Source organism: Mycobacterium sp. shizuoka-1 (genome assembly GCF_002723835.1).
GTDB lineage: Bacteria > Actinomycetota > Actinomycetes > Mycobacteriales > Mycobacteriaceae > Mycobacterium.
This window is the reverse complement of record NZ_BEWG01000095.1, coordinates 59,281-80,396: the sequence shown is the minus strand read 5'-3', so window position 1 is coordinate 80,396 and position 21,116 is coordinate 59,281. Positions and strand designations below refer to the sequence as shown.

Here is a 21,116-nt window from a genome sequence, read left to right as displayed (position 1 = left end):
ATTTGCGTGGGGGTTCAGCGAATGTTCGTCCGCGAGCAACCTGGCCGACATCACGTCTGGAGCGCAGCGCCGCTGCTAACCTCGGGCATGCCGAACACGAGGCGATGGATGACGTGGTCCTCGCTGTGCGCCGCCGTGCTGGCGGTGGCCGGGGTCACCGTCGCGACGACGAAGCCCGAGACGGCGCCCACCCCGCCGGGCACCATCACCGGACCGTACGCATCACTGCTGGCCGCCTCCACCGACCTGGGCCCCTCCGACCGACACCACGTCCAGCTCGTGGCCGGACTGCGAACCGATGCGCGGCCGGCAACGTTGATCGACTGGGCGCAGCAGCATCGACTGACCGTCCGCTGGCGCGCGGGCGACCGGTGGGCGGCGTTGGGTGGCGCACCCGATGCCGTCAGCGCCGCCTTCGACGTCGCCGTCCACGACTACCGAGGCGGGCAGGGTCAGGAGTTCTACGCCTCACCCCAACAGCCGGCCGTCCCCGATCAGATCCGGTCCGACGTCACCGAACTGAGCCGGATCCTCAGCTACACACCATATTCCGAATCCGTGCCGTTCATCGTTCCGCTGGACGTACCCGATCAGGGCCTGCCGCCCGCCGGGCTGCTGCGTACCTACAACGCGGCGCCACTGCGCGACCGCGGCTACACCGGGAAGGGCACCACGGTGCTGGTGTTCGCCTTCGACGGGTTCGATCAAGAAGACCTCGACATGTTCGCGACGTCGTTCGACCTACCCAAGTTCACTCCAGAGTTGATGGGCGACATGGCTTCCCAGCGCACCGGCGAGGCGACGATGGATCTGGAAGCCATCCACGCGGTCGCCCCCGACGCCAAGAAGGTTCTGGTCAACGCCCGCGGCACCGTGTCCGGGGACGCGACCTACCAGAAGATCGGCGCCCTGCTGGAAGAGGCCGATCGGCGCTATCCGGGTGCGATCTGGAGCTTCTCGATCGGATGGGGGTGCGACAAGATCGTCACGGCCGCCGACCTGCTGCCGGTGCGCTCGGCATTGCGCGCCGCGCTGCGCCGGGGCACCACCGCCTTCAACGCCAGCGGCGACCTCGCCGGCCTGGAGTGCAAGGGCGGCCACAATTGGTCTGCACCACCGTCTCCCGACGATGTCGGCCTGGACTCGGTGGCGTCGCTACCGGAGATGACCGACGTCGGCGGCACCACCTTGTCCACCGACGCCGAAGGGCACTGGCTGGCCGAGCAGTCGTGGTTCGCCCCGGCGATCTCCCACGGCACCGGCGGCGGGGTGTCCAACCTGTTCGAGCGCCCACCCTGGCAGTCGGAATTGCGGGTGGCCGCCCCGCCCGGACGGCGGCTGACCCCGGACATCGCGGCAGTCGCCGACCCCTACACCGGGGTGCGGATCGTGTTCCGGCGTCAGCACGCCGTGGGCGGCGGCACGTCACTGGCAGCGCCGATCTGGGCGGGACTGACCGCGCTGATGAACGAATACCTCAGCCGCAACGGTGGCGGACCGGTCGGTGAGCTCAACCCGCTGCTCTACGAAATCGCCCAGGGGGCAAGACTTCCGGCATTCCGGGACGTGACCCTCGGCGGAAATGCCGTCGACGATGCAGGCCCGGGGTACGACCTGGTCACTGGGCTGGGCACTCCCGATGTCGACCATTTGGTCCAGGACATCCTGGCGCTGCAGAAGTGTGGTGTCGGATGCAACTGAGCATGCACTGCCCGGCGTGTGACACCGAGGTACCCGCCGGTGTGTTCTGCGGGGTGTGCGGCGCCCACCTGAACCCCCAGCCCGGCGACGGCCCACGATGGCTGCGTCCCCGCGCATTCTGTGCCGCACCGGACGAACACGTGTTGCGGCCGGCCATCGCCAGCTCGCTGTTCCCGCACCTGGCCCAGTTCTCGCGCGCCCCATTCACTCTCGGCCTGGTGCTGGTGCTCGTCGCGATGGCGGTGGCGATCCAACTGCGGCTGCCCGGCGCCTTGGTCACCGTCGCGGCTCTCGGCCTGCCGTTGCTGTTCGTGATCTACCGTCACCAATCCGGGGTCTACCGGGACATCCCGCGCAGTTCCTTGATCATCACCGTCGCGCTCGGCATCGGGATAGGCGTGGGCTGGGTATTGCTGACCGGCGATCTGGTGATCCGGGAGACCGGCGCACCGTTCGACGCCGGGATCGCCGGCCACCGGGTACTGCGCGACGGCCTCGGTGTCGCCGAGGGCGGCGCACTGTTGATGATGATTCCCGCCGTCGTGGTCCGGCTTGTCCGACCGGGTGTGCGGGAATCGTTGAACGGCTTCGTGATCGGCGTTCTCTCGGCACTCAGCTTCACTGCGGCGGCGACCTTCACCAGGCTGGCACCCCAGTTCGCCGCGGCCACCGTGGCCAAGAACCGACCGGTGGAATGGCTCCTCGTCGAAGCCGGCATCCGTGGTGTGACGATCCCACTGACCGCCGCGTGCGCCGGCGGATTACTCGGTGCCGCACTGTGGTTCAGGCGGCCACCCGGACCGGGCGGCTTGCGGCGTGGGCTGGCAAACACCGCCCTGGCGCTGTTCGGGATCGCGGTTCTGGCGATCTATGCGATCGTGGGCATCACCGACGTCGCCGGGCTACCACAGGCGACCATGCTGGCCTGGCACGTCGCGATGGCCGTGGTGGCGTTGCTGGCGCTGCGGATCGGTCTTCAGCTTGCGCTCCTGCATGAGCAACCGGGCCCGATCCGCGGTGCACCACAGCTGTGTCTGCACTGCCGAAACGTGGTGCCCGAGATGGCGTTCTGCCCGGCGTGCGGAGCCGCCACACACGCCTCGTCGGCTGCCTCCCGAACCGAGCGGCGCGCGGTGCGCGCACTCGCCGAGCCGTCGGACGACACCACCACGGGCTGGCCCGGCTACGCGGTCGACGCGAAAAGGTATGACGCACCGCCGTTGTCCCGTACCACCAGCACCCGGGTCCTGACCATGTGGTCGGTGGTGATCCTGGTGGTGACCGCTCCCCTGATCGCACTCTCGGCGAGCATTGCCGAACCGGCGGTCGTCTACAACTGTCCTCCTGATTGTGGCCGGCCACCGAGTGGCACCCCGGTAGCGGCGCTGCCTCGCTTCACCGCGCCCGACGGCGCCTTCTCGGTGGCCTACCCCGCGCCCGGGTCCGCCTACGACGTCAGCTTCGACGGCAACGGCGTCAGGGCCCGCTACACCGGAGGGGACGGCGGCACACTGAAGCTGTGGGGGCAACCGGCCAACGGCAAGTCGGCCAAGGACATTGCCGAAGCGTTCCTGGCCGCCCGCTACCCGGACGCCCGCACGGCCTACCAGATCCCCAACGCGATGGTCGGCTATCAACTCGGTTACGGCGAGGTCGCCGACATCTGGCCGCAGGACGGCGACGCCAGCTATCGTCATCTCCGCCTGGTCATCCTGGTCGCGGTCAAGCACGACCTCGCGCTGATCGCCGGCGCGATCGGGCCCTTCCAGGAGTTCGGCCCGAAGTTCGGCCCGGGCCGGCCGTCGGGCGCCAATCTGGAGCTGGCGATGGATCTGGACAAGTACGTCAACAGCTTTGCCTGGCAGGGGGATCCGCCGCGCTGATGCCGTACCTGGTCAGCGGGAACGAAGGCCGGTCAGGATCAGCACCACACCGATGACCACCAGCGCCACCGCGCTGATCTCGCTCTGCCGGTGCGCAATCCACGACCGGAGCCGCTCCAGGGAGCTGTCGAATCGCTTGGCTGCCACCACATGCGCCAGCACCGGCAGCGCCGTCGTCGAACCTGCCAGCGCGACGAAGTACCCGACGGCGACCCCCTGTCCCGCCGGCTCGAGCGCTGCGGTGGCGATTGCCAAACCCGCTGCGGCACAAGCCACGATGATCTTCGGGTTGACCGCAGCCAGCAGCAGTCCCATCGGCGCGGTGCGTCCCGGCGACAGTCGGCCGAGTGCGTCGAGCCAACGCGCCGAGCGCGCCGCCGCACCACGGCGCAGCCAGAGCCACCCGCCGGTCACGACCAACACCGTGCCGCCACCCACCCGCAGCCAGACCTGCCACGTCGAGGTGGTGTCGTCCGATTCGCCTAGCAGCTTGGGGACATTGGCGAACAGCACCGTCAAGCCCGCCAGCGCTACGATCCACCCCGACGCGAACGCCAGGCCGGCGGCGCGGGGACGGGTGGAGTAGAGCACCAACAGCAGCGCGGGCAGCACCGATACCGGCGAGAGGGCGACCACCAACGCGAGCGGAATCAGCTCGGCGGACACCGACGCCCAGTCAGACACCATCCACCTCCACTCGGCAGCGCCGAGTTACGCACTGCACGCTGCGGACGCCAGCCTTGTGCGCAGCGCGATTCCGACGGGGTTCAGTCCTCGCCCGCGGTGTCCGGTCGCAGGCGTGGGTCACCGAACAGCGGGCGCCGCAATGGCTGATGCCCGTGCACTCCTTCGGCATACGCAGTTTCCGCGTGCTGAGTGAAGTCCACCCCGGCGGTCTCGTCCTCGGGGCTGAGCCGGAAGCCGATCAGCCGGTCGATCACCTTGGCCAACACGAACGACATGACGAAGGCGTACATCGCCACGGCCACCATGGCCAGCGCCTGCTTGCCGAGTTGAGCCAACCCGCCGCCGTAGAACAGTCCGCTCGGTCCACCGGTCATCACCGCGGTGGCCAGGAACCCGATCAGCAGCACGCCGACAACTCCGCCGACAAAGTGCACGCCGACGACGTCCAGCGAGTCGTCGTAGCCGAACCGGAACTTGAGCCCGATCGCGAACGAGCACACGATGCCCGCCGCCACGCCGACCACCGCCGCCCCGAGCGTGTTCACGGTCCCGCACGACGGCGTGATCGCCACCAGCCCGGCCACCACGCCGGAGGCGGCACCGAAGGTAGTCGGGTGCCCGTCGCGGATCTGTTCGACCGACAGCCAACCCAGCATGCCCAGGCAACCCGCCACCAGCGTGTTCAGGAAGATCGCCGCCGCCGTGCCGTTGGCGGCCAGAGCAGAGCCGGCGTTGAAGCCGAACCAGCCGAACCACAGCAGCCCGACGCCCAGCAACACGAAGGGCAGGTTGTGCGGGCGCATCGCGTCGACCTTGAACCCGATCCGCGGCCCGAGGACCAGCGCCAGCGCCAGCGCCGACGACCCGGAGACGATTTCGACCACCAGTCCGCCGGCGTAGTCGAGCACGCCGAGCTTGAACAGCCAGCCGCCGGGAGCCCAGACCCAGTGCGCAACAACGGCGTACACCACGATCGACCAGACCGGCACGAAGATCATCCAGGCGGCGAATTTCGCCCGGTCGGCGATCGCACCGCTGATCAGCGCGGCGGTGATGATCGCGAACGTGAGCTGGAAGGTGGAGAAGAGCAGTTCGGGCACCGGCCCGTGCGCCGTGCCCGGCCCGATACCGGCCATCCCGATATGCGACAGGTCGCCGATGAAGCCGCCCAGGCTGGTACCGGAGAACGCCAGGCTGTAGCCGACCAGCAGCCACGCCACCGTGACGAGCGGGATCGCGATGAAGCTCATCATGATCATGTTGAGCACGCCGGTGGTGCGGACCATCCCGCCGTAGAAGATGGCCAATCCGGGTGTCATCAACAAGACGAGCGCTGTGCTGGCCAGCAGCCACGCAGTGGCGGCGGGATCGATCGCATCCAAGTCCGGCTCCTTCGACGGTCCCGACGAGAATGTCGGCGCGAAGTTTCGGCGATGCGGCGATCGTGTTTCAGACGTGTTTCGCGAAGCTCACGCCCGGCTCACCATCCCATCGAGCCGGGGATCCCCTTGAACGGCCCCACCACCCGGCTGGTGATCCAGCCGCCGTAGAACCCGCCGGGTTGCGCGACCACGGTTTCACCGTCGACGGTGCACCGATCGACCAGACCGGGCATCACCGCGATGGCACCGGCGATCTGCGCGAACGGACGCGTGGGCCGCGGATAGCTCCACGCCGCCCGCACCGCCACCACGTCACCGGCCACCAGGTCGTAGTAGCGGGCCTGCCCCTTCCACTCGCACAGTGACGCGCCCGGCGCGTCGCGCAGCACGCCGGCCGCAAACGCGTCGCGCGGCAGGTAGTAGGTCGGCGGGTGGCTGGTCTCGAGCACCCGCCAACTGCGGTCGGTGGACGCGATCACCCGGCCGCCGAGTTCGACGGTGATCGCACCCGTGAACGGCTCGAGACGCGGCGGCCGCGGGTAGTCCCAGACCGATTCCTGACCCGGGGCCACGGGCTCTGGTGTTGGCCATTGCTTCATCTGTCGACGATACGAAGATGGACGGTGTGTTCGAGCACTGGTGGCCGGCTGTGGTCTCCGCTGCCGCCGCCCTGCTGCTGGTCTGGCTCGCCCTCGCCGTGACGTTGTGGCTGCTCAAGCCGGACGACGTGGGCATCGCTGCGTTGCTGCGGCTGCTGCCCGACACCCTGCGCCTGCTCAAACGGCTGGCCTCGGATCCGCAGTTGCCGCGGCGGGTCCGCGTGGTGCTGATCCTGCTGCTGGCCTTCCTGGCGTCCCCGATCGACCTGGTTCCCGACGTCATCCCGGTGCTGGGCTATGCCGACGACGTGATCATCACCGCGCTCGCACTGCGCTGGATCACCCGGGCGGCCGGTCCGCAGGCACTCACCAGGCACTGGCCGGGGACACCCGACGGACTGGCCGCGCTGCGCCGGCTGTGCGGCCTGCCCGAAACCGGATGACCGGCCCTCGATGACGGCGGCCACCGGCTTGGGTAGGCTCTGCTGAGCGACTGCTTAGCTGATCGTGATCCGGCTCGTCGACGACGCATTGGAGCTCACGCCATGGCCGCACCTGTCACCCGGTACGCGGGTACGCGCGTCCCTCGGGTCGAGGACACCCGCCTGCTCACCGGGCACGGCACCTACGTCGACGACGTCATGCGGCCGGGCATGCTGCACGCCTGCTTCGTGCGCAGCCCGTTCGCCCACGCCCGGATCAACAGCATCGACGCATCGGCGGCGCTCGCACTGCCCGGCGTGCACGCGGTGCTGACCGCTGCTGACCTCAACGCCGATGTGCACGAGGCCTGGCACGCGGTGGCCGGCAAGGACGTCCCGGACACCCCGCGTCCGCCCCTGGCCGAGGGCGAGGTGAAGTTCGTCGGCGACCCGGTGGCGATCGTGATCGCCGAGAACCGATATGTGGCCGAGGACGCGATCGAGCTCGTCGACGTGGACTACGACCCGCTGCCCGCGATCGCCGACGTCACCCACGCGGTGGGGCACGAGGCGGTGGTGCACGAGGCGTACCCGGACAACGTCGCCGGCGGGCTGGCCGGGGCGCCGCCCGACGAAGACGCCTTCGCCGCGGCGGCCTGGGTCGCCGACGAACGGATCTATCAGCAGACCCACGTGCCGGTGCCGATCGAGACCCGCGGCCTGGTCGTCGAGTGGGTGGCCGCCACCCGGGAGCTCACCGTGTGGGCCTCGACCCAGACCCCGCACGAGTTGCGAGCCTTCGCAGCCCGACTGCTCGGCATCCCCGCCCAGGGCGTGCGGGTGATCGCCCGGGACACCGGTGGCGGATTCGGCCAGAAGGTGGTGCCGATGCGCGAGGACATGTGCATCCTGCTGGCCGCCCGCACGGTGCCGGCTCCGCTGAAGTGGATCGAGGACCGTCGCGAGAACCTGATGTCGGCGGGTCAAGCCCGCCACGTCGACGGGCGTGCCCGGATGGCGTTCGACGCCGACGGCGCCATCACCGCCGTCGACATCGATTTCGTCCAGGACATCGGGGCCTACCCCACCCCGTACCCGGTGCTGACCACCGCCGCGATCGGGATGTTCTTTCCCGGCCCCTACCGGGTGCCCAAATCCAGCTTCAACTATCAGACGGTGTTCACCAACACCAGTGGCCTGGCCGCCTACCGCGGACCGTGGCAGTACGAAACCCTCACGCGGGAAATACTTCTCGACATCGCGGCCCGCAAGATGGGCATCGACCCCGTCGAACTGCGCCGCAAGAACCTGCTGCGCCGCGACGAGATGCCGTACTTCAACCCCAACGGCATGCCCTATGACCATGTCGCCCCCATCGAGACCTTCGAACAGGCGGTCAAGATCCTCGACCACGAGGGCTTCCGCAGGGAACAGGCCCACGCACTGGCCCAGGGCCGTTACCTGGGCCTCGGGTTCTCGGCCTACATCGAGCCGACCGGTGCCGCGACCGGGCACCTGGCCACCGAGGGCGCCACCATCCGGATGGAACCCACCGGCAAGATCAATGTGTACGTCAACGGCGGATCGAGCGGCAACAGCATCGAAACCACCGTCGTGCAGTTGACCGCCGATGCGCTGGGCGCCGACATCGCCGACGTGTCCACGATCCAGGGCGATACCGCGGTCACGCCGTACGGTGCGGGCACCCAGGGCAGCCGCAGTGGGCCGATGACCGCCGGCGCGGTCAACGAGGCGGGCACGATGCTGCGCCGGCAGCTCGTCGCGATGGCCGCCCACGCCCTCGGGATCGACGAAGCACGGGTCGAGCTGGCCAACTCGCGCGCCACCGATCGCGAAAACCCTTCAGCAAGCATCAGTTTTGCCGATCTGGCCTACCGCTCCTACTACGAACCCCAGCAGCTGGCACCGGGCATGGCGGCCACCCTGGAGGCCACCGCACGGTTTACGTCGCAGACGATGATCCACTGGGCCAACGCCACTCACGCGTGCACCTGCGAGGTGGACATCACCACCGGCCGGGCCACGCTGACCCGCTACATCGTCAGCGAGGATGTCGGTCCGATGATCAACCCGAACATCGTGGAGGGGCAGATCGCAGGCGGCACCGTCCAGGGCATCGGCGGCGCATTACTGGAGAACCTGGTGTACGACGACGACGGAAACCCGTTGTCCACCACCTTCGTCGACTACCTGTTGCCGACGGCCAGCGATGTGCCGCCCATCGAGTACGGTCACGTCGAAGTGCCCGGACCGGGCGTGGGCGGCTACAAGGGCTGCGGCGAGGGCGGGGCCATCGGCTCCACCCCGGCGGTGATCAATGCCATCAACGATGCGTTGGCTCCACTGGGCGTGACCATCACCCGGCTGCCCGCGACTCCGTCGCAGATCGTCGCACTGATCGACGCGGCCGCGACTGCTTAGGTTGCGGCCGAGCCGGTCTCGGCGACTTGCCGGACCGCGTTGACAATCCCCTGGTAGCCGGTGCACCGGCAGAAGTTGCCGGACAGCCCCTCCCGGATCTCCTCGTCGGTGGGATTCGGATTGTCGCGCAGCAGCGCCGTGATGGACATGACGAAACCTGGTGTGCAGAAACCGCACTGAAGACCATGGCAGTCGCGCAGCGCCGCCTGCACCGGCGACAGCTCACCGTCGGCGGACGCGATCCCCTCGACGGTCGACACCTCCGCCCCCTGCGCCTGCACCGCGAACACCAGGCAAGAACGCACCGCCGCGCCGTCCAGCAGGACCGTGCAGGCACCGCACGAGCCGTGCTCGCAGCCGAGGTGAGTGCCGGTCAGACCGCAACGTTCGCGCAGGAAGTCGGCCAGCGTCAGCCGCGGCTCGACAATCGAGTCGACCGGAATTCCGTTCACCGACATCTGGACGGGCCGTTCATGCATCGGAAGCCTCCTTGACCGCGGCCCGCCACGCCTGGGCGGCCATCGCCGCACCGACCCGCCGCCGGTAGTCGGCCGAGCCCTGCAGGTCGGCCGGGATGTCGTCGAGTCCGTTCATCGCGAGCTCACCGATTTCCTCTGCGGTGATATCGCCGACCGGGCGGCCGGCGATGGCCTCCTCGGCCGCCGACGCGCGACGTGGGGTGGCGCTCAGGCCCAGCAGACCGATGCCGCTGCGTCGCACGCGGTCATCACCGTCGAGTTCGACGGCGGCGACCGCCCCCGCGATCGCGAAATCGCCGTGGCGGCGGGCGAATTCCTCGACCCCGAACCCACACCGTCCGGACCACACCGGGAATCGGACGCTTACCAGGATCTCGTCCGGCGCCATTGCCGTCTCCCACACGCCGGCGAAGAACTCACCGGCAGCGATCTCCCGGCGGCCCGAGTCCGATACCACGTCCATCGTCGCGTCCAGCGCCAGGGCGACGGCGGGATACTCGGCGGCCGGGTCGGCGTGCGCGATCGAACCGCCGATCGTGCCCCGGCTGCGGATCTGGAAATGCCCGATCAACGGCGTGGCCCGGGTGAGGAGCGGTACCGTCGCGCGCACCCGCTCGTCGGCGCCGACGGCCGCGTGCGTGGTGCCGCCACCAATCCGTACCGAGTCGTCGCCTACGTCGACGCCTTTGAGCTCCGCCAGCGCGGAGATGTCGATCAAGTTGTCGAAGAAGGCCAGGCGCATCGACAGCATCGGGACCAGGCTTTGGCCGCCGCCGAGCAGCTTGCCGCCGTCGCCGAATTCGGTCAGCATCTGCGCCGCCTCCGCGACGGTGTCCGGCCGGTGATAGTCGAACGGAGCGGGCTTCACCGGACGCCGCCGCAGCACATCATGCTAAGCACATGCACAGCATAGCGGGACCCAGCCCGCGTCCGGCGGGGAAGTCCGCAACGGGCTGCTGCCTCGGACGTGCTGTCGCGACGGCGGATGTGAGAAAGGCCGCCGTCGCCCGGCCTGCCGCACCCGCTGCCGATGTCGCCGCCCCGGGTAGGCGCACCGCCGTGAGCTGCGCGGCAGGGTCCCCTGACGCACCCGGGAGGGCCGGGCCGACGATCGGGCCGCCGTCGGGCTCGCTGGGGCCGCACCAGCCTTTGCCCGCATACTGTCGATCATGGATCCGTCGCCGCCCCCGCGAGCGGCCGCTGCGGGCAACCGCCACGGCCGCCATCGCGAGCGGTCGAAGACCGGGCGGCGGGCCTGGCGGATCGTCAGCCGGAGCGCGATCGGGCTGGCCTCGGTGGTGGTGCTGATGGTGACCGGGCTGGCGTACTCCCAGGCCCACGGTTTGCTCAGTGGGATCACCGTGTCTCAGGCACTCGGCTCGGACGAACCGCGCTCGGCCGGCGGCGCGATGAACATCCTGCTGATCGGGCTGGACTCCCGCAAAGACCAGGCCGGCAACGAGCTACCCGACGAGCTGCTCGACAAGCTGCACGCCGGCGACTCGGACTCGGGTGGCTACAACACCAACACCCTCATCCTCGTGCACATCGGCGCCGACGACCGCGTGGTCGCGTTCTCGATTCCGCGCGACGACTACGTCGCCGTCAGCGGCATCAAGGGCTACACCCACATCAAGATCAAGGAGGCCTACGGGCTGACCAAGGCGCAGACCGAGCAGAAGCTGGTCGACGAGGGAATCTCCGACCGGGCCGAACTCGAGCGCGCCGGACGCGAAGCCGGGCGCAAGGCGACGATCCGCGCGGTCCGTAACCTGACCGGCCAGCCCATCGACTACTTCGCCGAGGTCAACCTCGCCAGCTTCTATCACCTCGCCGACAGCCTCGGCGGCGTCGAGGTCTGCCTGAACCATCCCGTCCACGACGACTACTCCGGGGCCGATTTCCCAGCCGGCCGGCAGACTCTGAACGCCGAACAGGCGCTGGCGTTCGTGCGGCAGCGGCACGGACTGGAAAACGGGGACCTCGACCGCACCCACCGCCAGCAGGCCTTCCTGCTCTCGGTCATGCACCAACTGCAGGAGTCCGGCTCGTTCACCGACCTGGACAAGTTCAAACAGTTGATGGGGGTGGCCCGCCAGGACATCGTGCTGTCGGAGGGCTGGGGTGAGGACCAGTTCCGCCGGATGGCCGCGCTGGCCGGCGGCGACGTCGAGTTCCGGACATTGCCGGTCGTGCGCTACGACAACATCAACGGCCAGGACGTCAACATCGTCGACCCGGCCAAGATCAAGGCCGAGATCGCCAAGGCGATCGGCGGCGACTCGGCCACCGCGACCACCACCGCTGTCCCGCAACCGATCCCGCCGCCCAATCCGCAGACGGTGATCAGCATCGTCAACGCCGGCGATACCTCGGGCCTGGCCTCGCAGGCGGCCGCGCTGCTCGGCAAGCACGACTTCAGCGTCGACGTGGTCCGCGACCGCGAGTCCGGCGAGCCGATCGACACCGTCATCACCTACGGCCCGGGCGGGCAGACCGACGCGCAATCGATCGCCACCCTGCTCGGCGTCGAGAACGCACCCCAGGCCACCAGCGCGCTGGCCGCCGACCACGTGCGGGTCATCCTCGGCCAGGGCTACGACCTCCCCCTGGACCAGCCGGAGTCCCAGGATTCCCTCTCGACCACGACCACCGAGCGCGGTTGGTCCGACATGACCATCACCCCCACCCCCGATCAGGGTGCCCCGATCGACGGCGGCACGGTGCCCTGTGTGAATTAGGGCTGGTCGCTGCGTCCACTAGCGTTGAGCTCATGCGCGTGGGAGTGATCGGACTGGGCAACATGGGCGCGGGCATCGCCGCGAATCTGATCAGAACCGGTCATGAGGTGACCGTCTTCAATCGATCCCGGGCGAAGGTGGACGCGCTGGCGGCTGCGGGCGCCCAGCCCGCCGACACCGTGGCCGACGCGTCCCGGGGCGATGTCGTGCTCACCATGCTCGCCGACGACGACGCCCTGTCAGCAGTGGTGTTCGGCGACGGCGGCGTCCTCGCGTCGGCCACCCCGGACACCGTCCACATCTCGTGCAGCACGATCAGCGTCGAGCTGTCCGAACGCCTGACCGAAGCCCACGCCGCCGCCGGTCAGGGCTTCGTGGCAGCGCCGGTCTTCGGTCGGCCGGAGGCGGCCGCGGCCGCAGCCTTGTTCGTCGTCGCCGCCGGGCCGTCGGACACCGTCACCGCGGTGACGCCGGTGTTCGACGCGATCGGGCAACGCACGTTCGTGGTGTCGGAGAATCCACCGGCGGCCAACCTGGTCAAGCTCAGCGGCAATTTCCTCATCGGCTCGGTGATCGAGTCGCTCGGGGAGGCGATGGCGCTGGTGGATCGCGGCGGCGTCGACAAACACCAGTACCTGGACATTCTGACCTCGACCCTGTTCTCGGCGCCGGTGTACCGCACTTACGGCGGCCTGATCGCCGATGCCCGCTTCGAGCCGGCCGGGTTCGCAGCGCCGCTGGGCCACAAGGACATCCGGCTGGTGCTTGCCGCGGCCGAGGAGCTACGGGTGCCGTTGCCGATCGCCAGTCTGCTGCGCGACCGCTTCCTGCGCCTGCTCGCCGATGGCGGCGAGCATCTGGATTGGTCGGCGATCAGCAGCCTGGCCGCCCGTGACGCGGGCGCCTCAGACGACTCCGCGTAGCGCGTCAGCGCCGAGCGCGGGCTCCAGCATCGCCCGGTAGTCCGGCCCGCGGCGCAGGTTCTGGCCACCGTCGACGCCGATGATCTGCCCGGTGATCCACTGGGCGGCATCGCTGAGCAGGAACAGCGTCATGTTGGCGACGTCCTCGACCTCGCCAGGACGCGGCAGCGGCGTGCACTCCGCGTAGTCGCCGCTGATCTCGGGTGAGTCAAGCACCATCTGGACGAGTTCGGTCCGGATCAGGCCGGGGCGGATGCCGTTGACCCGGACCCAGGACGGTCCGAGCTCGTCGGCGGCCAGCTTGATGAGGTGGTCCAGACCCGCCTTGGTGACGCCGTAGGGTCCGAACCAGCGGTGGGTGTTGCTGGCCGCGATGGAGGAGATGCCGACGAATGAGCCGCCGCCGCCGTGCACCATCTGCCGGGCGGAGTGCTTGAGGACGTACATCGAGCCGTTGATGTTGAGGTCGACGGTCGCGCGCCAGGCCTCGGAGTCCATCTGGGTGATCGGGCCGATCGTCTGCGAACCACCGGCGCAGTGCACGACACCGCTGAGCCGGCCGTTCCACGCGGCGGCGGCGTCCACGACCGCGGCGATCTGGTCTTCATTCGTGACGTCGGCAGGCTCGTAGTTCACGTTGCCCGCCGGCGCGACGGACTTGATCTCCTCCACGGCGGCGGCGAGCCGATCAGCGCTGCGGCCCACGATCATGACGTTGGCACCAGCCTTGGCCAGCCCCTCCGCCACGCCCTTGCCGATACCACTGCCACCACCGGTGATCAGATACGTCCGATCCTCGAACGAGAGCTGCACGCCGCACTCCTCACACGAAACTAGAACAGGTTGCACGTATAGAACCACGGGGTCGCGTCGCCGCAAAGAGCCCGTCTCACTGCGCCCGGCACCGCCGAAGGCACTGCCACCGACCCGGCCCGGCGATTGCGGGACAGCCGAATTGCCGAATTCCGCCAGCGAATTCCTCGACGCGTCATTCGGGCATATTCGCCCCACGGTGACCCCCGCCGCCGGCGCCGATATCGCGCGTCCTCCGAATGCAGGTTCACACTCCGGCACTCGGCGCACAGAGCGGCGGCCATCGGCGCGGTGCCGGCCACCGCCAAGGCCGCGTTGCCCGCCGTGAGCAGCGGTTGGGCGGCTGCGGGAAACGCAAACACCGATATTGACCCCGGTGTAACACGCGCGGCGGGCTGATCGATAAATCCGCCGAATGACTCCCCGGAGGGTCAGGGCAGCAATACACTGCCCTGACACGCCGCCCAGCAAACCCAGTAGAAGGCACGAACATGGCAAATCTGAAGAATTCCGCACAGCGCCTGACCCTGGCCGGCGCCGTCGCTCTCGCAGTCGCGGCAGCGCCTGCGCTGGCCACTTTCGCTGTTCCGGCGGCCGCGCCGCTGGCGGCCTGCCCGACCGGGCAGGCACCGAATCCCGCGACCGGCGCGTGCGAAGCAGCGCCCGCCAGCGGGCCGGAGGACGGGGTCAGCTACTCCACGCCCGGCGATCCGAACAGCCTGCCGGAGGTTCAGGGAATACCTTGCACAGGCGCAAACACCGGTCAATGCATAGGATTGCAGGAAGATCAGCAGGCACAGCCTGTGCAACCCCGCTCCACCATCTCGTCCAGTCCGTAGAACGGAGGGCCGACTTCGGAACTCCGTCAACTTCTCAAGGAAGTGTGAAGTATGGCGATTTCCTCCTCAGTCGGCCGCCGCGTTCTCATCGCCGGCGGATTCAGCATCGCGATCGCGGCCGCGCCGGTCGTTGCCTTCGTGGCCTCGCCGTCGGGCGTACCGGCCGGCCCCGCCATCGCGTGCCCGGCCGGTGAATCGGAGGACCTCTACACCGATCAGTGCATCCCGGAGATGGTGCCCAACCAGCCGGGCGGCAACTACCCGACGCCGGCCGGCGGCGGCGGAAACGTCACCTACTCCACGCCGGGTGACCCCAACAGCCTGCCCGAAGTGCAGGGCATCCCCTGCACGGGCGCCAACACCGGTCAGTGCATCGGCCTGCAGGAGAACCAGGTACCGGCAGTGACCCCGCACTCGAGCATTTCGTCGAGCCCGTAGTCGCGGGCGGAACAGGAGGGCAATGATGCCAATCCATGTCCGTTGGCCGGTCAAGCTGCTGACCGCGAGCGTGTTCGCGCTCGCGGTCGCGGCTGCGCCGGCGGCCCATGCCGAGGGTGACGGCGGCATTCCCGCCCCGGAACCGGTGCCCGTCCCCGCCCCGGTGGCGCAGCCGGGCGGCACCGGCGGATGCCAGGCAGGTGAGTCACTGGATCCCTCGACCGGCAACTGTGTGCCGACGATGACGCCGTTGGCCGACACCGACGGCGACCAGGCGATGGAGGACCTGCAGCCGCGCACCACCCAGGACCTGAGCTCCACCACCGAGTCCGGGATCGCGGCCGACCTGGTGCCCAACATCAACGGCGACTCCTGCACCGGCTACTGGCAGTCCACGGTCTGCTACGAAGAAGGCCAGGACAACGTGCCGGTTCAGCCGAAGTCGACGATTTCCTCGAGCCCGTAGCGGCCGTTCACCCCTTCGCTAAGGTTGAGAGATGCCTGCACAATCAAATCCCACGGACATCGACGACGTGGAGCCGCTGGCCGACAGCACGGCGCGCCAGGCCCGACGCGTGGTCGCGGCGTACGCCAACGATGCCGACGAGTGCCGGGTGTTCCTGTCGATGCTCGGCATTGGGCCGTCAAAGCTCGAGGCGTAGCCCGTGTCCGGGAGCAGGACAGCCGGCTCCGGAAATTCTGACTTCGTGGTGGTCGCCAATCGGCTGCCGATCGATATGGAGCGGCTTCCCGACGGCAGCCTGACCTGGAAACGCAGCCCCGGTGGGCTGGTCACCGCGCTCGAACCGCTGCTTCGCAAGCAACGCGGGGCGTGGATCGGTTGGCCGGGCATCGTCGACGGCCCCGAAGAGCCGATCGTCGAAGACGGTCTGCAGCTGTTCCCGGTCCGACTGTCGGCCGAGGATGTCGCCGAGTACTACGAGGGCTTCTCCAACGCCACGCTGTGGCCGCTCTATCACGATGTGATCGTCAAGCCGATCTACCACCGTGAGTGGTGGGATCGCTACGTCGAGGTGAACCGGCGGTTCGCCGAAGCGACGTCCCGCGCGGCGGCCGAAGGTGCCACCGTGTGGGTTCAGGACTACCAGCTCCAACTGGTGCCCAAGATGCTGCGGATGTTGCGGCCCGACCTGACGATCGGGTTCTTTCTGCATATCCCGTTTCCGCCGGTGGAGCTGTTCATGCAGATGCCATGGCGAACCGAGATAATCGAAGGCCTGCTGGGCGCCGATCTGGTGGGGTTCCATCTGCCCGGCGGCGCGCAGAACTTCCTGTTCCTGTCGCGACGCCTGGTCGGCGCCAACACGTCTCGGGCTTCAGTGGGTGTCCGGTCGCGGTTCGGTGAGGTACAGCTGGGCTTCCGCACGGTCAAGGTCGGTGCCTTTCCGATCTCCATCGATTCCGCCGACCTGGACGGCACCGCGCGCAATCGCGGTATCCGCAGGCGGGCCAAGGAAATCCGTGCCGAGCTCGGCAACCCTCGCAAGATCCTGCTCGGCGTCGACCGGCTGGACTACACCAAAGGCATCGACGTCCGGCTCAAGGCGTTTTCGGAATTGCTGGCCGAAGGCCGGGCCAAGCGCGACGACACGGTCCTGGTGCAGCTGGCCACCCCGAGCCGCGAACGAGTGGAGAGCTACCGGATCCTGCGCAACGAAATCGAGCAGCAGGTCGGCCACATCAACGGTGAGTACGGCGAAGTCGGCCACCCGGTGGTGCACTACCTGCACCGGCCGGTGCCCCGCGAGGAACTGATCGCCTTCTTCGTGGCGGCCGACGTCATGCTGGTGACGCCCTTCCGGGACGGCATGAACCTGGTGGCCAAGGAGTACGTGGCCTGCCGCAGCGATCTCGGCGGCGCGCTGGTACTCAGTGAATTCACCGGTGCCGCAGCCGAACTCCGCCAGGCCTATCTGACCAACCCGCACGATCTCGAGGGCGTCAAGGACACCATCGAGGCCGCGCTGAACCAGACCCCGGAAGAGGGTAGGCGCCGGATGCGGGCGCTGCGGCGCCAAGTGCTCGCGCACGACGTCGACCGCTGGGCGCGGTCCTTCCTGGACGCGCTGGCCGACACCAAGAACTCGGACGCCGCCGACGAGGCGGCCGCCGACGCCTAGGCCGGCGCGAACGCGCCGGCCTAGGAATCAGTCGCGCAGCAGGCCCATCACACCGAAGGTGCGCTCCGGGTCGCGATCAGCGAAGTAGGCACCCATCGCATCGCCCAAGGTTGCCGGATCCCACGCGGCGCCGTCGGCATCGAACTGATGCTCGGTGGTCGGTGCGGCCACCAGCGCGACCGACGGCCCGTAGACCACGAACACCTGTCCGTTGACCTTGTCCGAGGCCGGCGAGGCCAGGAAACGCACCAGCGTCACCACATGCTCGGGCGACAGCGGATCGACCTCGCCCTCGGCGAGCTCCGGAGCGTCGCCGAACACGTCCGCGGTCATCGCGGTGCGCGCCCGCGGAGCGATCGCGTTGGCTCGCACGCCGTAGCGTCCGAGCGCCCGCGACGCCGTCAGCGTCAGCGCCGTGATACCTGCCTTGGCGGCACCGTAGTTGGCCTGGCCGATCGGCCCGGACAGACCGGCTTCCGACGTGGTGTTGATGATGCGGCCGTAGACCGAACCACCGTTGTCCTTGGCCTGGTTGCGCCAGTAGGTCGCGGCGTTGCGGGTCAGCAGGAAGTGCCCCCGCAGGTGCACGGCGATGACCGCATCCCAGTCCTCGTCGGTCATGTTGAACAGCATCCGGTCGCGGGTGATACCGGCATTGTTGACCACGATGCTCAGCCCGCCGAGCCCGTCGGCGGTGGCCACCAGTTCATCGGCCGTCGAGCGCGCGCTGATGTCACCGGCAACCGCCACACCCTTGGAGCCCACGGCGCTGATCTCGTCGAGGACGTCGGACGAGTCGAGCGCCTTGGCCATGTCGTTGACGACGACCGTCGCACCGGACTTCGCCAACCCGATGGCCTCGGCGCGGCCGAGCCCGGAGGCGGCACCGGTCACCACCGCTACGCGTCCGGACAGATCCGTCGCGTCGTCTTGTGCAGTCAAGTTACGAATACCTCTAGTCTTTGCGGGTCAGGGCGGCACGGGGGCATTCGGCGATGGCCTGCTCGGCCAGCTCCTCCTGGTCGGCGGGGATCGGGTCCTTGGTCACGATGACGTAGTCCTCGTCATCGAGTTCGAACAGGTCCGGGGCGATTCCCACACAGACAGCGTTTCCTTCACAGCGATCACGGTCGACTTCGACGCGCATGACAACCTCCTTGGCTGACCGACCCCAGGCGGTGGGGCATTCGCAGCACCACGATACGACCAGATGGATCGATACCTGGCCCTAACGGGCGCTGGACCACAAGACTAGAACGTGTTACAACCAGGAGTGTCGGCGGGTCGCCGACGGCAAGCAACTTCAGCGAAGGATCGAGCGCGATGCGGATCAGTTACACCCCGGAACAAGAGGAGCTGCGCCGCGAGCTCCGAACCTACTTCGGCAAGCTGATGACCCCCGAGCGCCAGGAAGCGCTGATGTCGACGACCGGCGGCGAGATCGGCACCGGCAACGTCTACCGCGAGACCGTGTCCCAGATGGGCAAGGACGGCTGGCTCACGCTGAACTGGCCTACGGAGTACGGCGGCCAGAACCGCGACCCGATGGACTCACTGATCTTCACCGACGAGGCCGCCATCGCCGGCGCCCCGGTGCCGTTCCTGACGATCAACAGCGTCGCGCCGACGATCATGGCCTTCGGCACCGACGAGCAGAAGAGTTTCTACCTGCCCAAGATCGCCTCCGGTGACCTGCACTTCGCGATCGGCTACTCCGAACCCGGTGCCGGCACCGACCTGGCGGGATTGCGCACCGCGGCGGTGCGTGACGGCGACGACTACGTGGTCAACGGCCAGAAGATGTGGACCAGCCTGATCCAGTACGCCGACTACGTCTGGCTCGCGGTGCGCACCAACCCCGAAGCCAAGAAACACCGCGGCATCTCGGTGCTGATCGTGCCCACCACGTCGGAAGGTTTTTCCTGGACCCCGGTGCACACGATGGCCGGTGTCGGCACCAGCGCCACCTACTACCAGGACGTTCGCGTGCCGGTGAGCAGCCGGGTCGGCGAGGAGAACGGCGGCTGGAAGCTGGTCACCAACCAACTCAACCACGAGCGCGTCGCACTGGTGTCCGCGCAGCCGATCTTCTTGGCGCTCAACCAGGTTCGGGAGTGGGCGCAGAACACGAAGGATGCGCACGGCAACCGGCTCATCGATTCCGAATGGGTGCAGCTCAATCTGGCCCGGGTGCACGCCAAGGCCGAGTACCTCAAGCTGATCAACTGGGAGCTCGCCTCCGCCAAGAGCGGAACGCTGAGCCCTGCCGACGCCTCGGCGGCCAAGGTCTTCGGTACCGAACTGGCCACCGAGGCCTACCGGCTGCTGATGGAGATCCTCGGACCGTCCGCCACGCTGCGTCAGGATTCCCACGGTGCGCTCCTGCGCGGTCGGGTGGAGCGGATGCACCGCGCGGCCCTGATCCTGACCTTCGGTGGCGGCACCAACGAGATTCAGCGCGACATCATCGGCATGGTGGCGCTGGGCCTGCCCCGAGTGAACCGTTGAGATAGGACGAGGACCCCACCATGGATTTCACCAGAACAGAAGCATCGCAGGACCTTTCGGGGCTGGTCGGCACCATCGTCGACGCGGTGTGCACACCTGAGCATCAGCGCGCGCTCGACGGGCTCGACCAGCGTTTCGACACCGAGTTGTGGCGCAAGCTGATCGACGCCGACATCCTGTCGACGGCCGCACCGGAGTCGGTCGGCGGCGGCGGGTACGGCGTGCTGGAACAGACCGCGATTCTGACCGCGCTGGGCCGCCAGTTGAGCGCGGTCCCCTACCTGGAGTCGGTGGTTCTCGGGGCCGGCGCGCTGGCCCGATTCGGCACCGATGCCCTGCAGCAGGCGTGGGCCGCCCCCGCGGTGGCGGGCGAGAAGATCCTCACCGTCGCCCTCGACGGCGAATTCGGCCAGGGCCCGGTGCAGGCGACTGCCGCCGGCGACGGCTACCGCCTGACCGGCGGCCGCACGCAGGTCGCGTTCGGCCCGGTCGCCGACGCGTTCCTGGTCCCCGCCGAGACCGATTCCGGCACCAAAGTCTTCCTGGTGGCTGCCGCCGACGCCGGTGTGTCGGTGACCCCGCTGTTGACCACCGGCAAGAACAGCGCGGGCGAACTCGAGCTCGCCGGAGTCGAGGTCGGTGCCGACCGCGTCGTGGGCGACACCGACGTGCTGGCCTGGCTGAGCACGCACAAGACGCTGGGGTACACCGCGTTCCAGCTCGGCGTGCTCGAGCGCGCGCTCGAGCTGACCGCGGAATACGCCCGCACCCGTGAGCAGTTCGACCGCCCGATCGGCAGCTTCCAGGCCGTCTCGGCACGGTTGGCCGACGACTACATCGAGATCAAGGGGCTCGGACTCGCGCTCGTGCAGGCCTCATGGCGGCTGTCGGAGGATCTGCCCGCCGACGTCGAGGTGGCCACCGCTGCCTTCTGGGCGGCCGAGGCGGGCCATCGGGTGGCGCACACCACGGTGCACGTGCACGGCGGTGTCGGCATCGACGTCGACCACCAGGTGCACCGGTACTTTTTGACCGCCAAGCAGGTCGAGTTCGCCCTCGGCGGCGCGACCGCGCAGCTGCGGCAGATCGGCCGCGAGTTGGCCGACACACCGGCTTGA

21 protein-coding genes are annotated in these 21,116 nt (G+C 68.6%); 13 read left to right on the top strand and 8 right to left on the bottom strand.

Features of this window, described 5'->3' with window-relative positions; genetic code table 11:
* Positions 1 to 108 precede the first annotated feature (108 nt).
* Positions 109 to 1,701 (top strand): S53 family peptidase, encoded by a 1,593-nt coding sequence (locus tag MSZK_RS24625; RefSeq protein ID WP_142390002.1) that lies wholly within the window; start codon positions 109 to 111, stop codon positions 1,699 to 1,701.
* A complete protein-coding gene (locus tag MSZK_RS24620; RefSeq protein WP_099251215.1) occupies positions 1,692 to 3,584 on the top strand; it encodes a zinc ribbon domain-containing protein in 1,893 nt (630 codons plus the stop codon). Before MSZK_RS24625 ends, MSZK_RS24620 begins: the two co-directional genes overlap by 10 nt.
* 12 nt (positions 3,585 to 3,596) lie before the next feature.
* On the opposite strand, the gene MSZK_RS24615 is transcribed toward MSZK_RS24620, so the two are convergent.
* The 3 genes from MSZK_RS24615 to MSZK_RS24605 form a co-directional block, all read right to left on the bottom strand.
* Positions 3,597 to 4,268 carry a GAP family protein gene (locus MSZK_RS24615; RefSeq protein WP_158230640.1) on the bottom strand — a complete coding sequence of 224 codons (672 nt, stop codon included), beginning with the start codon at positions 4,266 to 4,268 and terminating at the stop codon, positions 3,597 to 3,599.
* Between the two features lie 83 nt (positions 4,269 to 4,351).
* Positions 4,352 to 5,653, bottom strand: coding sequence for an ammonium transporter (locus tag MSZK_RS24610; protein ID WP_099251151.1), 1,302 nt, complete (start codon positions 5,651 to 5,653; stop codon positions 4,352 to 4,354).
* 98 nt (positions 5,654 to 5,751) lie between these two features.
* A complete protein-coding gene (locus MSZK_RS24605) occupies positions 5,752 to 6,252 on the bottom strand; it encodes a DUF427 domain-containing protein (protein WP_099251150.1) in 501 nt (166 codons plus the stop codon).
* A 17-nt stretch (positions 6,253 to 6,269) separates the two neighbouring features.
* Here MSZK_RS24605 and MSZK_RS24600 point away from each other — a divergent pair, with 17 nt between their 5' ends.
* Together MSZK_RS24600 and MSZK_RS24595 are read left to right on the top strand one after the other, a co-directional pair.
* A complete protein-coding gene (locus MSZK_RS24600) occupies positions 6,270 to 6,695 on the top strand; it encodes a YkvA family protein (RefSeq protein ID WP_099251149.1) in 426 nt (141 codons plus the stop codon).
* Between the two features lie 102 nt (positions 6,696 to 6,797).
* Positions 6,798 to 9,116, top strand: a complete 2,319-nt coding sequence (locus tag MSZK_RS24595) for a xanthine dehydrogenase family protein molybdopterin-binding subunit (RefSeq protein ID WP_099251148.1) — start codon at positions 6,798 to 6,800, stop codon at positions 9,114 to 9,116.
* Here the strand turns inward: MSZK_RS24595 and MSZK_RS24590 are convergent.
* Both MSZK_RS24590 and MSZK_RS24585 read right to left on the bottom strand, forming a co-directional pair.
* Complete coding sequence (locus MSZK_RS24590; protein ID WP_099251147.1) at positions 9,113 to 9,595, bottom strand: (2Fe-2S)-binding protein; 483 nt, start codon at positions 9,593 to 9,595, stop codon at positions 9,113 to 9,115. The two genes, MSZK_RS24595 and MSZK_RS24590, sit on opposite strands and share 4 nt — an antisense overlap.
* Positions 9,588 to 10,463 carry a xanthine dehydrogenase family protein subunit M gene (locus MSZK_RS24585; RefSeq protein ID WP_099251213.1) on the bottom strand — a complete coding sequence of 292 codons (876 nt, stop codon included), beginning with the start codon at positions 10,461 to 10,463 and terminating at the stop codon, positions 9,588 to 9,590. The genes MSZK_RS24590 and MSZK_RS24585 overlap by 8 nt, the downstream gene beginning before the upstream one ends.
* A 301-nt stretch (positions 10,464 to 10,764) precedes the next feature.
* On the opposite strand from MSZK_RS24585, the gene MSZK_RS24580 reads away from it, so the two are divergent.
* Positions 10,765 to 12,336 carry an LCP family protein gene (locus MSZK_RS24580; RefSeq protein WP_099251146.1) on the top strand — a complete coding sequence of 524 codons (1,572 nt, stop codon included), beginning with the start codon at positions 10,765 to 10,767 and terminating at the stop codon, positions 12,334 to 12,336.
* Between the two features lie 32 nt (positions 12,337 to 12,368).
* Positions 12,369 to 13,259 carry an NAD(P)-dependent oxidoreductase gene (locus tag MSZK_RS24575; protein WP_099251145.1) on the top strand — a complete coding sequence of 297 codons (891 nt, stop codon included), beginning with the start codon at positions 12,369 to 12,371 and terminating at the stop codon, positions 13,257 to 13,259.
* Here the strand turns inward: MSZK_RS24575 and MSZK_RS24570 are convergent.
* The gene (locus tag MSZK_RS24570; protein ID WP_099251144.1) at positions 13,242 to 14,072 is read right to left on the bottom strand and encodes an SDR family oxidoreductase; all 831 of its coding nucleotides are present in this window, start codon (positions 14,070 to 14,072) and stop codon (positions 13,242 to 13,244) included. The two genes, MSZK_RS24575 and MSZK_RS24570, sit on opposite strands and share 18 nt — an antisense overlap.
* A 491-nt stretch (positions 14,073 to 14,563) precedes the next feature.
* On the opposite strand from MSZK_RS24570, the gene MSZK_RS24565 reads away from it, so the two are divergent.
* The 5 genes from MSZK_RS24565 to MSZK_RS24545 are packed head-to-tail and all read left to right on the top strand — an operon-like array spanning position 14,564 to position 17,490.
* Positions 14,564 to 14,911 carry an intersectin-EH binding protein Ibp1 gene (locus MSZK_RS24565; RefSeq protein ID WP_099251143.1) on the top strand — a complete coding sequence of 116 codons (348 nt, stop codon included), beginning with the start codon at positions 14,564 to 14,566 and terminating at the stop codon, positions 14,909 to 14,911.
* Between the two features lie 51 nt (positions 14,912 to 14,962).
* Positions 14,963 to 15,349 carry an intersectin-EH binding protein Ibp1 gene (locus tag MSZK_RS24560; protein WP_099251142.1) on the top strand — a complete coding sequence of 129 codons (387 nt, stop codon included), beginning with the start codon at positions 14,963 to 14,965 and terminating at the stop codon, positions 15,347 to 15,349.
* 25 nt (positions 15,350 to 15,374) lie between these two features.
* Positions 15,375 to 15,815 carry a hypothetical protein gene (locus tag MSZK_RS24555; protein WP_142390001.1) on the top strand — a complete coding sequence of 147 codons (441 nt, stop codon included), beginning with the start codon at positions 15,375 to 15,377 and terminating at the stop codon, positions 15,813 to 15,815.
* Between the two features lie 31 nt (positions 15,816 to 15,846).
* Positions 15,847 to 16,011 carry a hypothetical protein gene (locus tag MSZK_RS32735; RefSeq protein ID WP_099251140.1) on the top strand — a complete coding sequence of 55 codons (165 nt, stop codon included), beginning with the start codon at positions 15,847 to 15,849 and terminating at the stop codon, positions 16,009 to 16,011.
* Positions 16,012 to 16,014: 3 nt separating this feature from the next.
* Positions 16,015 to 17,490: a trehalose-6-phosphate synthase gene (locus MSZK_RS24545; protein WP_099251139.1), complete on the top strand. Its 1,476-nt coding sequence runs from the start codon at positions 16,015 to 16,017 to the stop codon at positions 17,488 to 17,490.
* Positions 17,491 to 17,517: 27 nt separating this feature from the next.
* On the opposite strand, the gene MSZK_RS24540 is transcribed toward MSZK_RS24545, so the two are convergent.
* Positions 17,518 to 18,432, bottom strand: a complete 915-nt coding sequence (locus MSZK_RS24540) for a 3-oxoacyl-ACP reductase (protein WP_099251138.1) — start codon at positions 18,430 to 18,432, stop codon at positions 17,518 to 17,520.
* A 13-nt stretch (positions 18,433 to 18,445) separates the two neighbouring features.
* Entirely contained in the window at positions 18,446 to 18,637 is a 192-nt protein-coding gene (locus tag MSZK_RS24535; protein WP_099251137.1) for a ferredoxin, read from the bottom strand.
* A 176-nt stretch (positions 18,638 to 18,813) separates the two neighbouring features.
* Here MSZK_RS24535 and MSZK_RS24530 point away from each other — a divergent pair, with 176 nt between their 5' ends.
* Both MSZK_RS24530 and MSZK_RS24525 read left to right on the top strand, forming a co-directional pair.
* On the top strand, positions 18,814 to 19,998 hold the full coding sequence (locus tag MSZK_RS24530; protein WP_099251136.1) for an acyl-CoA dehydrogenase: 1,185 nt from the start codon (positions 18,814 to 18,816) through the stop codon (positions 19,996 to 19,998).
* Between the two features lie 20 nt (positions 19,999 to 20,018).
* Positions 20,019 to 21,116 carry an acyl-CoA dehydrogenase family protein gene (locus MSZK_RS24525; protein WP_099251135.1) on the top strand — a complete coding sequence of 366 codons (1,098 nt, stop codon included), beginning with the start codon at positions 20,019 to 20,021 and terminating at the stop codon, positions 21,114 to 21,116.

What these genes read in the sequence shown, in the direction of transcription:
- MSZK_RS24625 (WP_142390002.1), top strand. Translation starts at nt 109, where the DNA reads ATGACGTGGTCCTCGCTGTGCGCCGCCGTGCTGGCGGTGGCCGGGGTC.
- MSZK_RS24620 (WP_099251215.1), top strand. Translation starts at nt 1,692, where the DNA reads ATGCAACTGAGCATGCACTGCCCGGCGTGTGACACCGAGGTACCCGCC.
- MSZK_RS24605 (WP_099251150.1), bottom strand. Translation starts at nt 6,252, where the DNA reads ATGAAGCAATGGCCAACACCAGAGCCCGTGGCCCCGGGTCAGGAATCG.
- MSZK_RS24600 (WP_099251149.1), top strand. Translation starts at nt 6,270, where the DNA reads ATGGACGGTGTGTTCGAGCACTGGTGGCCGGCTGTGGTCTCCGCTGCC.
- MSZK_RS24595 (WP_099251148.1), top strand. Translation starts at nt 6,798, where the DNA reads ATGGCCGCACCTGTCACCCGGTACGCGGGTACGCGCGTCCCTCGGGTC.
- MSZK_RS24590 (WP_099251147.1), bottom strand. Translation starts at nt 9,595, where the DNA reads ATGCATGAACGGCCCGTCCAGATGTCGGTGAACGGAATTCCGGTCGAC.
- MSZK_RS24580 (WP_099251146.1), top strand. Translation starts at nt 10,765, where the DNA reads ATGGATCCGTCGCCGCCCCCGCGAGCGGCCGCTGCGGGCAACCGCCAC.
- MSZK_RS24575 (WP_099251145.1), top strand. Translation starts at nt 12,369, where the DNA reads ATGCGCGTGGGAGTGATCGGACTGGGCAACATGGGCGCGGGCATCGCC.
- MSZK_RS24565 (WP_099251143.1), top strand. Translation starts at nt 14,564, where the DNA reads ATGGCAAATCTGAAGAATTCCGCACAGCGCCTGACCCTGGCCGGCGCC.
- MSZK_RS24560 (WP_099251142.1), top strand. Translation starts at nt 14,963, where the DNA reads ATGGCGATTTCCTCCTCAGTCGGCCGCCGCGTTCTCATCGCCGGCGGA.
- MSZK_RS24555 (WP_142390001.1), top strand. Translation starts at nt 15,375, where the DNA reads ATGCCAATCCATGTCCGTTGGCCGGTCAAGCTGCTGACCGCGAGCGTG.
- MSZK_RS32735 (WP_099251140.1), top strand. Translation starts at nt 15,847, where the DNA reads ATGCCTGCACAATCAAATCCCACGGACATCGACGACGTGGAGCCGCTG.
- MSZK_RS24535 (WP_099251137.1), bottom strand. Translation starts at nt 18,637, where the DNA reads ATGCGCGTCGAAGTCGACCGTGATCGCTGTGAAGGAAACGCTGTCTGT.
- MSZK_RS24530 (WP_099251136.1), top strand. Translation starts at nt 18,814, where the DNA reads ATGCGGATCAGTTACACCCCGGAACAAGAGGAGCTGCGCCGCGAGCTC.
- MSZK_RS24525 (WP_099251135.1), top strand. Translation starts at nt 20,019, where the DNA reads ATGGATTTCACCAGAACAGAAGCATCGCAGGACCTTTCGGGGCTGGTC.